The organism is Actinacidiphila rubida (genome assembly GCF_900110255.1).
In the GTDB taxonomy this organism is placed as follows: Bacteria; Actinomycetota; Actinomycetes; order Streptomycetales; family Streptomycetaceae; genus Actinacidiphila; species Actinacidiphila rubida.
On record NZ_FODD01000044.1, the window covers coordinates 29,670 to 42,551 of the forward strand.

General features: G+C 73.5%; 9 protein-coding genes. 6 read left to right on the forward strand and 3 right to left on the reverse strand.

What is annotated here, in order from left to right:
- Positions 1-76 precede the first annotated feature (76 nt).
- Genes BMW99_RS32260 through BMW99_RS32270 form a run of 3 tightly spaced genes read left to right on the forward strand, consistent with a single transcriptional unit; the run spans position 77 to position 3,997 of the window.
- A complete protein-coding gene (locus tag BMW99_RS32260; RefSeq protein WP_075018067.1) occupies positions 77-1,021 on the forward strand; it encodes a serine hydrolase in 945 nt (314 codons plus the stop codon).
- A complete protein-coding gene (locus tag BMW99_RS32265; protein ID WP_141726298.1) occupies positions 1,014-1,805 on the forward strand; it encodes a helix-turn-helix transcriptional regulator in 792 nt (263 codons plus the stop codon). Before BMW99_RS32260 ends, BMW99_RS32265 begins: the two co-directional genes overlap by 8 nt.
- A gap of 44 nt (positions 1,806-1,849) precedes the next feature.
- Positions 1,850-3,997, forward strand: a complete 2,148-nt coding sequence (locus BMW99_RS32270; protein WP_075018068.1) for a S9 family peptidase — start codon at positions 1,850-1,852, stop codon at positions 3,995-3,997.
- Here BMW99_RS32270 and BMW99_RS32275 read toward each other — a convergent pair.
- Both BMW99_RS32275 and BMW99_RS32280 read right to left on the reverse strand, forming a co-directional pair.
- Entirely contained in the window at positions 3,922-4,728 is an 807-nt protein-coding gene (locus tag BMW99_RS32275) for a trypsin-like serine peptidase (RefSeq protein ID WP_079176258.1), read from the reverse strand. The genes BMW99_RS32270 and BMW99_RS32275 overlap by 76 nt on opposite strands.
- A gap of 134 nt (positions 4,729-4,862) precedes the next feature.
- Positions 4,863-5,366, reverse strand: coding sequence for a DUF1990 domain-containing protein (locus BMW99_RS32280; RefSeq protein ID WP_075018069.1), 504 nt, complete (start codon positions 5,364-5,366; stop codon positions 4,863-4,865).
- A gap of 209 nt (positions 5,367-5,575) precedes the next feature.
- On the opposite strand from BMW99_RS32280, the gene BMW99_RS32285 reads away from it, so the two are divergent.
- Together BMW99_RS32285 and BMW99_RS32290 are read left to right on the forward strand one after the other, a co-directional pair.
- On the forward strand, positions 5,576-7,909 hold the full coding sequence (locus tag BMW99_RS32285) for a molybdopterin cofactor-binding domain-containing protein (RefSeq protein WP_075018070.1): 2,334 nt from the start codon (positions 5,576-5,578) through the stop codon (positions 7,907-7,909).
- A gap of 8 nt (positions 7,910-7,917) precedes the next feature.
- Positions 7,918-8,403, forward strand: a complete 486-nt coding sequence (locus BMW99_RS32290; RefSeq protein WP_069466976.1) for a (2Fe-2S)-binding protein — start codon at positions 7,918-7,920, stop codon at positions 8,401-8,403.
- A 221-nt stretch (positions 8,404-8,624) separates the two neighbouring features.
- Here BMW99_RS32290 and BMW99_RS32295 read toward each other — a convergent pair whose 3' ends face one another.
- Positions 8,625-11,957 (reverse strand): GH92 family glycosyl hydrolase, encoded by a 3,333-nt coding sequence (locus BMW99_RS32295; protein WP_245791717.1) that lies wholly within the window; start codon positions 11,955-11,957, stop codon positions 8,625-8,627.
- Positions 11,958-12,625: 668 nt separating this feature from the next.
- Here BMW99_RS32295 and BMW99_RS32300 point away from each other — a divergent pair.
- Positions 12,626-12,841, forward strand: a complete 216-nt coding sequence (locus BMW99_RS32300) for a hypothetical protein (protein ID WP_069466975.1) — start codon at positions 12,626-12,628, stop codon at positions 12,839-12,841.
- Positions 12,842-12,882: the final 41 nt, after the last annotated feature.

Below are 12,882 nucleotides of genomic sequence, written 5' to 3' on the forward strand. Positions count from 1 at the left end.
CGCGCCCGAGGGGAGCGGACGGCGCACGGGGGCCGTGCCGGTGTGCCCGTCACCACGAACAGGACGGAACGGACCCATGGTTGTACGTTCGACAGCACGCGGCGCCCGCAGAGCGCTGCCCCTCGCCATAGCCGCCGGCGCCCTGGTGCCGCTCTTCGCCGCGGCCGCACCCGCCGCGGCCGCGGCACCGCAGGTCCTGTGCACCTCGCACCGGGCCCGGATCGCCCCCAACCTGGGCAGGGACATCACCGGAGCCCTCGGCGGCCGCCACAGCACCACCGCGATCGCCCTGTACGACCGCACGACCGGCACGCAGTGCACGCTCGACTCCGGCCGCCACTTCGACTCGGCGAGCACCGTCAAGGTCACCGTCCTGGGCGCGCTGCTGCGCCAGGCGAAGGAGGCCGACCGGTCGCTGACCGCGCGCGAGGTCACCCTGACGACGGCGATGATCACGAAGTCCGACAACGACGCCACCACCGCGCTGTGGAACCAGCTCGGCGTCGGCCGGATCCAGCACTTCCTCACGCTCGCCGGCATGACCCACACCACGCCCGGCGCGAACGGCTACTGGGGCCTGACGCAGATCACCGCGGGCGACGAACTCAAGCTGATGGCGCTGCTCACCTCCGACAACACCGTGCTCGGTTCCGACTCCCGGGCCTACGCACTCAACCTGATGAACAGGGTCGTCTCCTCCCAGCGTTGGGGCGTCCCGGCCGGAACTCCCGCCGGTGTGACCGTCCATGTGAAGAACGGCTGGCTCCCCCGGTCCACTCATGCGTGGCGCGTGCACAGCGTCGGCGCGTTCACCGGGGGCGGCCGGGACTACGCGATCGTGGTCCTGACCCAGGACGACAGCACCATGGACTACGGCATCGCCACGATCGAGGCGGTCGCCCGCGTCGTCCACCGCGACCTGGACCCCGCCGCCCCCGTGAACAAGCTCGTCACCCGGCCCAGGATCCCGGTCCACACCCCCGGCACGCTGACCCGTCCCCTTGGGACCGCGGGTGCCTGACGCACAGGCGCACGAGCCGCTCCACCCCGGATTCGGGGTGCCGTTGGGACGGCTGCTGCGCCACCGCGGGCTCACTGCCGGCACGTTGGCGTCGCGAGCCGGGTCCGAGCCGGCCGAGATCACGGCGTTGCTGGCCGGCGGGACACCGGACGCGGGGTTGCTGCGGCACCTCGCAGCAGCGCTCGGATACCACGCGGTCGACCTGTTCGTGCTGGCCGGCGCACCGGTGCCGGAGGATCTGGCGCCGCTGGACGCGGAGGCGCACAACGGGGTGCGGCAGATGATCTACGACGTCGCGATGCGCCTTCCCGCGGACGATCGCCGCGAACTCCTCCTGGCCGCGCGCTCGCTGCCGCAGACGGAGCGGACCGCGCCGTTCGACCCGCCGTGGCTTCCCGCATCGATGGGCAACCCCGGCAACTGGATCATCCGCATGCTCCGGTACCGGAACCTCGGCCCGACGGGCCTGATGCACTTCATGGCCCTCCTCACACCGACCTGCCTGTCGGCCTCCACTTATTTCATGATCGGCGTCGAACGGGTCGCGCTGTCCTCCCGACGCGTGGCGGACTTCGCGCTCGCACTGGACATCGACGCACTCGAACTGGCCGCGATCGCGGACATCGTCCTCGACGAATCACCTCCGCCACCCCCGCAGAGGGTCGTGGACACACGCGAACTCCTGTGGGAGGCCAGGCGGTTGTCGGCGGGGCAGACCAGGCAGCTCGCGGAGACGGCGCGGGCCATGGCCGAGGACGTGCCTCCTGGCGCACCGGCGGGGTGATTCGAACACTTGTTTGACACCGTGCGGCGTGGCAGGCTGCCGCAATGGCCACGGACCCCGCATCCCTGCCGGAACAGCTCGTCCGGACACGACGGTTCACGCTCGGGCAGCCGGCCCGGTTCACGGTGTCGGCCGACGGCGGGACGGTGCTGTTCCTGCGGTCCCGGGCGGGGCACGACCCCGTCGCCTGCCTGTGGGCCCTGGACGTCCGGTCGGGGGCGGAACGGGTGCTCGCCGACCCGGCGGAGCTGTGCCCGGACGCGCCGGGCAGCGGCATCGGCTGGTACGGGGCGGACTCGGACGGCCGCGTCGCGGCGTTCGCCCTGGGCGGGGCGTTGTGGACGCTGGAGGTCCACGGCGGGCGGCCGCGGAAGCTGGTGACCGCGGGACAGGTGGCCGAACCGCGCCCCGATCCGGCGGGGCGGCGGATCGGCTACCTCGCCGGCGGGGCACTGCGGGTCGTCGACGTGGCCGGGGGCGGCGACCGCGCGGTGGCCTCGCCGGACGGCCCGCACGTGGAGTTCGGCATCGGCGAGCACACCGCCGCGGTCGCGGCGGACGAGGCGCGCGGGTTCTGGTGGGCACCGGACGGCGGGCGGCTGCTCGTCGCACGTGTGGACTCGGCCCGGGTCCCGCTCTGGCACGTCGCAGGCTCGGACGATCCCGCCGAGCCCCCGAAGAAGGTGCGCTGCACCGCGGTCGGCGAGCCCCATGCCGAGGTGTCGTTGTGGATCGCCGGGTTGGACGGGACGCGGATCCGCGTGGCCCACGACGCCGACGCGTTCCCGTATCTGGTCGGCGCCGTGTGGGACGCGCACGGCCCGTGCGCCGTGGTGGCGTCCCGTGACCAGCGGCGTGTCCGGACGCTGGCGATCGACCCCGCCGACGGCGCCACTTCGGTGCTCGCCGAGCAGCACGACCCCCGCTGGGTCGCGCTCGTTCCCGGCCTGCCGGCCCGCACTGCGTCAGGCGTCCTGCTCGGGCACGCGGACGGGGACGGCACCCGGCGCCTCACGGCGGACGGCCGGCCGGTCTCCCCTCCCGGGCTCCATCTGCGGGCCGTGCTCGGCACGGAAGGCGACGATGTCGTGTTCACCGCGTCGGACGACCCGGCCGAGACCCATCTGTGGGTCTGGCGGGCCCCGGACTCCGGCCCGCGGAGGCTCAGCGGAGGGCCCGGCGTGCACTCCGGCGTTCGGCGCGGCGGCACGCTCGTCCGGGTCGCCGCCGGCACCCGTCCGCACGGGCGGGCCCAGGCGGTCCGGGAGGGGCGGCCGCCACTCGATGTGCGGTCCGCCGGCGAGCCGCCGGCGCTGGAGGCCCGGCCGACGCGGCTGGTACTGGGCCCGCGCGAACTGCGCGCCGACCTGTACCTGCCGTCCTGGCACCGCCCGGGCAGCGGGCGGCTGCCGGTACTGCTGGACCCGTACGGGGGCCCGAAGCGGCAGCGGGTGACGGCGGCGCCGGACTGGCGGGCGCCCGTCTCCCAGTGGTTCGCCGAGCAGGGCTTCGCGGTCCTGGTGGCCGACGGGCGCGGCACGCCCGGGCGGGGGCCGGACTGGGAACGCGCCGTCCACGGGGACCTGTTCGGGCCGGTGCTGGACGACCAGGTCACCGCGCTCCACGAGGCGGTCCGGCGGTGCGCGGACCTGGATCCGTCCCGCGTCGGCATCCGCGGCTCGTCCTTCGGCGGGACGCTCGCCGCCCTGGCCGTCCTGCGGCGGCCGGACTGCTTCCACGCCGCGGTCGCCGCCTCGGCGGTCACCGACCAGCGGCTCTTCCACGCCCGGTCACGCGAGCGCTTCCTCGGACACCCGGAGGCCTTCCCGGAGCGCTACGACGCCTGGTCGGTGGTGCGGGCGGCGGGCGGCCTCGACCGGCCGCTGCTGCTGATCCACGGCCTGGCCGACACCACCGTCCATCCGGCGAACGCCGTCCGCCTGTCCAGGGCGCTGCTCGCCGCGGAGCGTCCGCACGAGCTTCTCCTGCTGCCGGGCGTGGGCCACCAGGTGGTGGGATCGTCCGCCACGGTGGAGGTGCTGCGGCGTCAAAGCGCCTTTCTGCGGGGCCACTTGGGGGTTCGCGGCCGGGACGGCCGACCGCCGCTGGGGAGCGGTCAGCAGCCGTCGCTGCCGGCGGCCGGCACGGTGTCGGAGGGCTCGCCGAGCGTCGCCCGCAGGACCAGTTTGTAGGCCTGCCAGGTCAACGCCGGTGAGTACGAGGTGTATTCGTAGCAGCCGCCCTGGTGCAGGCCGCCGATGAGGCCGTCGACCTCCGTGAGTCCGGTCCCCGGGACCTTCGCGAGCCAGGGGCTGCCGCTGCTTCCGCCGACGAAGCCGTGGCAGTTGAAGCCCGGGAAGCCGTCGGTGTAGTAGACGGTGGTCGTGCAGGTGACCGGGCGGTCGTCGATCCCCGAGTTGTACGCCACGTCCGTGATCGTCCGGCCGGTGCGTGGGGCCCGGCCGAGCACGTTCGCCCCGGTGACGGCCTGGATCGCGGTCCGCCGCCCGTCGACCGACCGGTCGGCGACCTGGAGGATCGCGTAGTCGTACTGCGGGTCCTGGCCGCTGGACCAGCGGGGATCGACGTAGGCGCCGACGACGGTCCACACCCCGTACGGCGTCTGGCCGTTGCGGTACCCGGGGGCGAACTGCCAGCCGGACGCGGTCCCGGACACGCAGTGCGCGGCGGCCAGCAGGAGGTCGCCGCCCGGGCTGGCCACGACGCTGGCGGTGCAGCCGTGGTTCTGGTCGAGGCCGTGGCGGAACAGCGGGCCGACCGTCGGTATGCCGTCGGACGCGGTGGCGGTGGGGGTGCCGGGCGGGGCGGGGGGATCGGCGAGGGCGGGGGCGGCCATGATCCCGAGGGCCACCAGGGCCGCGGCGAGCACGGTGACCGCTCGCGCTCCGGAGAACGTGTGCATGCGGGGCCCCTTCGTCGGACGGTCGCCTCGGCGTGGCCGCGACACGACCGCCGGAGGTCCGGCGCCCTGCGGCGGCACGATCGGGGAAGGCTACCCCCGCGGTCCGGCCCCGGAACAGAGGTGCGGGCTTCCGTTCACCGCGCCGCGGCGGCACGTCGCATGGCGCGGCCGTACTGCACGGCGACTGCCCGCTGCAGCCCGCGCCCGAGAGGGCCCGCGGCGCGCGCGTACCAGGCGGCGGGCCGGCTGACGGCGACGATGGTGAAGGTGACCGGGCCGCCGGACGGGTCGCGGCGCAGCACGAACGCCTCCTCGCCGCACTCGGGGTGGCCGGGCAGCGTTCCGTAGGCGAACGCGGCGCGGTGCTCCTCGCGCTCGGCCCACACCACACGGCAGGGCGCCGCGAGGGGGCCGAGCCGCAGCACCACGTCCACGCCCGGCGCGGCCGGCGGCTGCTGGGGCGCGATGGTGAGCAGCGGCACCGCGCGGTGCATGCGCCACCCGAAGAGCGCGTCGGCGGCGGCGTCGAAGCTGCCCTCGGGCAGTCGCGTGCTCAGCCGCAGCGTGTGGAAGCCGGGCGGGGCCGGCGGGCCGTTCTCGGAGGTGAGACCGGGCTGGGGGTAGGTCAGGTCCTGCATGCCGGCACGGTACCCCCTGCCCCCGCTGTCACTCCTGTGGGTGATGTCGCGACACGGGATGGACATGACACGCTCCGGTTGCGCCGTCGCGATCACCGGAGGCTCGCACGGGGCGAACGGGCGACGGCGGGCAGGCGACGGCGGACCCGCGGGTGCGGGCCGGCGGGTGCTCCGGGCAGGACAGGCAGGACGGCTGGAAGGGGCAAGGCATGGCGGACAACGGCGAGGCCGGCGACTGGGTCGGCAGGGGTCACGGCGTCGGACGCCGGACCTTCCTCGGTTACGTGCTGGCCGCCTCGACCCTCACCGTGGCCGCCGAGTTCGGCGAGGCGGCGACCGCGCCGTCGCGCGCCGCCGCGGCGATACCCTCCCCGCCCGAACCGTCCGAACTGTACGACCTCAACGACCTGTTGACGGACGCGACGCTGCCCACCGCGAACCTCATCAGCATCCAGGTGCACGCCGACGGCACGGCGTCGTTCGCCCTCCCCCGGGCCGAGGTGGGCCAGGGCGTCACCACCTCCTCGGCGATGCTGATCGCGGAGGAGCTGGACCTGCCGCTGGACCGCGTCCACGTCACCCTCGCCGACGCGCGCCCCGAGCTGCTGTTCAACCAGCTGACCGGCGGCTCCAACACGACCATCTCCACGTACACCCCGATCCGGGTGGCCGCGACGCTCGCCCGCGGCCGGCTGCTTGCCGCTGCGGCCGAACAACTCAACGCGTCCGTCACGGAGTTGACGACCAAGGCGGGGACGGTCCTGGGGCCGGGGGGCGCGGTCGTCGGCTACGGTGAACTGGCCGTGAAGGCCGCGAGCCCCACCATCGTGCCCGTGCCGGTCACGCTCAAGGACGCCGGGCAGTTCACGGTCATCGGCACGCCGCGCAACCGCATCGACGCGCTGGAGGCCGTCACCGGACGCAAGCAGTTCGCGATGGACCTGGCCGTGCCGGGCGCGCTCCCCGCGATGATCTGCCGCCCGCCCACCATCAACGGCACCGTCCGGTCGGTGCGCAACGCCGACACGGTGCGGGCGATGCCCGGCATCACGGACGTCGTGCCGGTCACCACCGGAGTGGCCGTGCGGGGGCGGACGTTCGGGCAGTGCATCGACGCGGTGCGGGCGCTGGACGTCGACTGGGGGCCGGGCACCGAGGAGGGCACGTCGGAGGCGGACGTCCTGGCAGAACTGCGCCGCGCCGAACTGCCCCTGGTCATCCCGCCGTTGCCGCTGCTGACGAAGGCCGTCGACCTTCGGTTCACGTTCCACTTCGCCAGCAACAGCGCGTTGGAGACCAACTGCGCGGTGGCCGACGTGCGCCCCGACCGGGCCGAGATATGGGGGTCGCTGAAGTCCCCGATCGTCGCCCAGGAGACGATCGCCGCGGATCTCGGGCTGCCGGTGTCCGCGGTGACCGTGCACGTCACCCAGGGCGGCGGGTCGTTCGGCCGCAAGCTGTTCTTCGACGGCGCGCGGGAGGCCGCCGAGGTGTCGCGGGCGACGGGGAAGCCGGTCCGCCTGATGTGGCACCGCACCGACGACTTCCGGCAGGGCCGCACCCACCCGATGTCCCTGTCACGGGTGCGCGCCACGTACACGCTCGGCCAGGTGGTCGGTTACGAGCAGCGGCACACGTCCGTCGGCACGGACTTCGGGCACGGGCTCGGCGAGATCGTCACGGCACTGGCGGCGAAGCTGCCGGTCGGCGACCTGGGCTTCTCCGAGACGATCTTCGAGCTCACCCAGCAGACCCCGTACGAGTTCGGGGTCACCACGCAGCTGCTCGCCGAGGCCGACCGGGGCTTCAACACCGGGAGCATGCGCAACATCTACTCGCCCAACGTGCGGACCGCGCAGGAACTGGTCGTCGACCAGCTGGCCAAGGGCATGGGCCAGGACCCCTACGCCTTCCGCCGCCGCTTCCTGAAGGACGCACGCGCCCGCGCGGTGCTGGACGCGGTCGCCACGGCGGGGAACTGGGGCCGGGCGATGCCGGCCGGGACGGCGCAGGGCATCGCGCTGCACCCGGAGTACCACGGCGTCGTGGCAGTGCTCGCGGAGATCGACTGCCGGCCGCCGACCACGGGCCGCAAGATCCCCGACGCGTACACCGGGCCGCGGGTCACCAAGGTGGTGTGCGCGGTGGACGTGGGCCTGGCCGTCAACCCGCGCGGCCTGCAGGCCCAGATGATGGGCGGCATCATGGACGGCATCGCCGTGGCCCTGACGTCCAGCCTGCATCTTGAGAACGGCCGCTTCCTCGAGGGAAGTTGGGACCACTACTACTACACGCGGCAGTGGAACTCCCCGCCGGAGCTGCAGATCGTCGTGATGCCGCCGACGACGGGGGCGCCGGGCGGCGCGGGCGAGCTGGCCGTGGCGGGCGCCATGGCCGCGGTCGCCTGCGCGTACGGCCGGGCTACCGGCACCGTGCCGACCACGTTTCCCGTCAACCACGGCGAACCGCTCGGCTTCGAGCCGCTGCCCGCCGTGCCGCCGATCCCCGCCTCCCCCACCGACGGCCTCAGCCGCGTCTCCTAGGAGTGCCCGTGCCCCAACACACCTTCGTCCTCAACGGCGAGCCGGTGACCGTCGAGGTGGAGAGCGACGTGCGGCTGCTGTGGGTGCTGCGGGACGTCCTCGGTGTCACCGGCCCCAAGTACGGGTGCGGTCTCGGGGTCTGCCAGGCGTGCACCAGCCACATCAACGGACGCGCGTTCAACCCGTGCTGCGTGCCCGTCGGCGACCTGGCGCCGACCGACGAGGTCACCACCATCGAGGGCCTGCCCGCCACGGTCGGCAAGGACCTGCACCCGATGCAGGAGGCGTGGCTCGACGCCGACGTGCCGCAGTGCGGCTACTGCCAGCCCGGGCAGATCATGGCGGCGGTCGCGAAGGTGCGGCAGGCCCGGGAGGCAGGGCACGAGATCAGCGGTCTGGACGACGCGGTCTTCGACGAGATCCGCAACATCTGCCGGTGCGGGACGTACCACCGCATCCGGGAGGCCGTCCTGGCGGCCGCCGACCGCTTCTGAGCCTCCGCTTCCGAGCCAGGCGCTTTCGTGCCGGCCGCTTCCGAGCCGGGCGGCGAACAGCGGGCGGCGCCCGGCCGGTGCGGGAGGAGCCTGCTCCCCGCGGGGTGTGGTCGCGGGGAGCAGGCTCCGGTCTCGTGGCCGACCGCCGGAGGGGCGGGCGGCCCTATCAGGCGGCGGTGGCCGACGGCGGGCGGGGACGCTCGGCCCCCGCCCGCCCGCGGTCATCCGCCGTAGCCCAGGGCGAACAGGTGCACGGTGCCGCTGGCGCCGGTGACCGGCAGCGTGATCGACGCGACCGTCTTCGAGGCGTCGAGCGGTACCTTCACCGCGAAGACGTACGCCTTCACGGTGTCCGTGCCGCCGCTGGCGGTGTTCCGGTAACCGGTCGTGACGGCCGCGGTGTTGCCGGCCACCGGCTGGGTGCCGCCGCCGTTGAGCGTCCAGTCGGAGAAGGTCACGGTCGCCTTCGACGTGCTGCCGTCGGTGTAGGTGACCGTCAGCTCGCCGGGGACGCCGGTGCCGTCCGTGGGCGCGTTGGTCGCCGAGCCCAGCAGTCCCAGGAACGCGCCCGAACTGCCCGCGGGCTGCGGGAGGTTCTGGCCCGCGACCTCGAGGTTGTCGGCCTGCCCGGAGGCCGGGGTCGGCCACGTGTACGTGATGCCGTCGGCGGTGACCTTGCTGCCGCCGGTGGCTCCGGCAGCGGCCAGCGCGTCCTGCGAGTACGCCCAGCCGCCGTCGTCGAAGCCGCCGGAGAAGTGCGTCCCGTCCGGGTAGATGCCCTCGTTCGTCTCGTACGGCCACAGCTCACCGGGCTTGGCGACGGCCACCCGCAGGGTCGCCCCGCCGAGGTTGGAGCCGCCCGCACGGTTGGTGAGCGAGAACGTCACCGCGTACGAGCCCTCGCTGCCGCCGGCGGTGACCGGCACCTGCGCCTCGGCGCTGCCCGCGGCCGGGACCGTCACCGATCCGGAGGCGGACCCCAGGGACACACCGTCAGGTGCGCTGGCGGCCCAGTCGACGGTCACCGGGGCCGAGCCGAGGTTCGTCAGCTTCAGCAGGCCCTGGCTGCTCGTGCCCGGAGGCACGATCAGCCCGTCGCTGGTGGGCCCGGTCGCGGCCAGCACGCGGCCTCCGCCGGTGGTGTCCGACGGCGGGACGGAGTCGGCGGACGCCGCCCACGAGGTGTTCGCGGTGGTGCCGAGATCGAAGTCGAGCGTGCCGGCCTTCTGCAACTGGCCGAACGTCAGCCACGAGTTGTCCGACGCCTTGCCGCCCACGTTCAGCGACTGCACGTAAGGGGCGTCCGGGGCGGCCTTCGGCGCGTTGATCCGCACCTGGCGGCCGTTCGCGAAGGTGACCTGCGCGACCGGGAAGGCCGGGCTGCCCAGCGCGAGGGTGTCCGTACCCGGGGTCTCCGGGTACATGCCCAGCGACGACCACACGTACCAGGAGCTCATGGCCCCCAGGTCGTCGTTGCCGAACGAGCCGACCGGCGCGTTGAAGTACAGCTTCTGCTGCGCCTGCCGGACCGCCGCCTGGGTCTTCCACGGCTGCGCCAGGTAGTCGTACTCCCAGGGGATCTCCAGGCTCGGCTCGTTGCTCAGGTCGGCGTTGGTGCCGCCCGGGTTGGCGATGTTGCCGAGCAGGCTGTCCAGGTACGAGGAGTACGCGGCCGTGCCGCCGCGGGCGGTGACCAGCTGGGCGATGTCGAACGGCACCATCGGCGTGTACTGCGCGGAGGTGCCCTCCACGAAGCCGTTGGACGTGCCCGGCGTGAAGCCGCCGGCGAACTGGCCGTTCTTGTCCTTGCCCTGCAGGTAGCCGGTCTGCGGGTTGAACACGTTCATCCAGTCCTGCGCCCGGGTGGCGAACTTCTGGTAGTCGGCCGCCTTGCCCAGCGACTTGGCGAGGGACGCGATGGCGTAGTCCGCGGTGTCGTACTCCAGTTGCGTGGACACCGGGCCGTAGAAGTTGCAGCACGGGTAGCTCGACTGGTCCAGCGGCAGGTAGCCGTACTGGTCGCGCACGGCCTGGCCGGGCCGGTTCTGGCTCGCCGCGGAGGCCTCGTGCTCCATCGCCTCCAGGGCGTGGGCGCTGTCGAAGTCCCGGGCGCCGAAGGCGTACGCGTCGGCGATGATGCCGTCGGCCGGGTCGCCGACCATCACGTAGCTCTCGCCGTTGTTCGACGCCCACTTGGGCAGCAGACCGGTCTGGTCGTAGCCGTTCAGCATCGAGGTGACGATGTCGCTGGTCTGCCGCGGCGCGACCATCGCGATGGCCTGCGTCTGCGAACGGTAGGTGTCCCAGCCGGAGTAGTTGGCGTACTGCGCCAACTGGCCCTTGGCGACCTTGTGGACCTGGTCGTCCATCCCCATGTACTCGCCGTTGACGTCGGAGAACGTGTTCGGGTGCAGCAGCGTGTGGTACAGCGCGGTGTAGAACTGCACCTGCTGGTCGTGGCTGCCGCCGCCGATCTTCACGCGGCCCAGGATCGCGTTCCACGCGTCGTGGTTCGCCTGGCGCATCGCGTTGAAGTCCCAGCCCTTGACCTCGGAGCTGAGGTTGGCCGCGGCGTTGTCGTCGCTGGTGTACGAGATGGCGACGGCGGCCGTGACGGTCGCGTTCTTCGACGTGTCGAACGTCAGGTACATCCCGTTGGCGCCGGTGACCGGCGCGGCCGCGGCGGTCTGCGCCGCCCCGTGCACGGTCGGGGCCGGGTGGTCCGGGACGGTGAAGTGCTGCTCGTGGAGCGGACCGCCGGCGTGCTTGGCCGACGTCTGCGGGGCGCGCCCGAGGGTCTGCGACGTGGCGTCCGGGTTGATGGTGCTTCCGACCCAGGTGCCGCTGCCGGTGAACGACTGGTTGAACCTGATGTCGAAGTGCAGCGTGTAGTGGTTCTTCGCGCCGCAGAAGTGGCCGCTGTCGACCGAACCGCTGACCTCGTGGTCGCTGACGGCCTTGACCCGGGTCGCGTCCACCGTGGTCGCGCCGCTGCTCAGCTTGAGCAGCAGGTTCGACTGGGCGCCCGCGGGGAACGTGAACCTGCCGAGCCCGGACCGCGTGGTGTCGGTCAGTTCGGTCTTCACACCCGACGCGTCGGTGACGCCGTAGTAGCCGATCCCGGTCTGCTCGTCGGCGTGGCTGAACCCGGCGGAGGTGTCGGACAGGTTGCCCGACAGGGCACCGGTCACCGGCAGGATCGGCACGTCTCCGGCGACGTCGCAGCCCGGGCCCGACACATGGGCCAGGCTGAAGCCGGAGATCTTGCTGTCCTTGTACTCGTACCCGCCGCCCTGGGTGCGGTGCGGCGTGGTGTCCGGTCCCCACTGCATCATGCCGAACGGCATGTCGGGGCCGGGGAAGGTGTTGACCGCGCCCGAGGTGCCGATGACGGGGTTCACCAGCGACGCGGGGTCCTTCACGAAGTCCGGCCCGGAGGCGGCGGACGCCGAGCCGAACGAGCCGAGGGCCTGGAGCGGCAGGGCCATGATGCCCATCACGGACACCACGGCCAGGCGCCGCCGGAATCTGCCGCTGGAACCTGGTGCACTCAAACGCCGTTGTCTGACCACAGATTGCCTCCGCACAGAGTCGTGCCTTGCGCATGGCGGTGCCAGGGGCCGGACGGCCCGGGATCGGACAACGTTGTCGACGACGCTGAAGAACCCGACAACGTTGCCAACCTGCACGAGCGTTGAGTACAACGCGGATGGTGAGGGTGTGTCAATGGCGGCGGCAGTGAAACGTGGGAGCGTCACCCGCGTGGCGCCCGGAACTGCGCCGACCGGGTCCGGGCGGCACGGAACGCTCCCGCGGCGGGGCGTCCCGTGCCGCAACTGCCGTGCGCGGGGCCCCTGGCCGACGGGCGCGACACGCCGGGCGGCGGACGTCCGGGCGTCGTCGGCGCGAGGAGGACACGCCCGGGATCGGCACCGCCGGCGGGGCGGGGACGCGGCGGTTCACGAGGACCGCGGCGGCTGCCCACGAGCGGGCCGCCGGTTCCGGGGCGGGCGGCGACGGGTGGCGGCGACCGGGGGGCGGACCGCGGCGCGCTCTCGTGGAATGCCGCGGCGAGCATCTTCGTGCGCGCGCTTCGAGGTACTCGAGGTACTCGACGGCCGGCGGGACGAGTTCGGCGCACTCGTCCTCGCGCTGTGCCGGCAGGCGGACGGCGAGGCCGGCCCGCGGACGTTCCGCGTTCGGGGCCGGGGACGGCGCCTCCGTGGCGCTGGAGGAGTACGCCGACGAAGCGGCGGCCGTCGGCCACAACGAGCGCGGCGCCGATCCGCGGGCCCGTGTGGACCGCTGCGCGCGGATGGTGGGAGCCGAGGCGTGCGGGCCGCTGGGTCCCGTGCCGCACGCCTGGGTCAGCGCGCACCCGCAGGTCACCGCCTTCCCGGACGTCCCGGACATTCCGCGGCACGGCGGCGGGGGCTGACGCGCCGCCGCGCCGACCACGCGGCCCGCGGTCCACGTACG

What these genes read in the sequence shown, in the direction of transcription:
- BMW99_RS32260 (WP_075018067.1), top strand. Translation starts at nt 77, where the DNA reads ATGGTTGTACGTTCGACAGCACGCGGCGCCCGCAGAGCGCTGCCCCTC.
- BMW99_RS32270 (WP_075018068.1), top strand. Translation starts at nt 1,850, where the DNA reads ATGGCCACGGACCCCGCATCCCTGCCGGAACAGCTCGTCCGGACACGA.
- BMW99_RS32275 (WP_079176258.1), bottom strand. Translation starts at nt 4,728, where the DNA reads ATGCACACGTTCTCCGGAGCGCGAGCGGTCACCGTGCTCGCCGCGGCC.
- BMW99_RS32280 (WP_075018069.1), bottom strand. Translation starts at nt 5,366, where the DNA reads ATGCAGGACCTGACCTACCCCCAGCCCGGTCTCACCTCCGAGAACGGC.
- BMW99_RS32285 (WP_075018070.1), top strand. Translation starts at nt 5,576, where the DNA reads ATGGCGGACAACGGCGAGGCCGGCGACTGGGTCGGCAGGGGTCACGGC.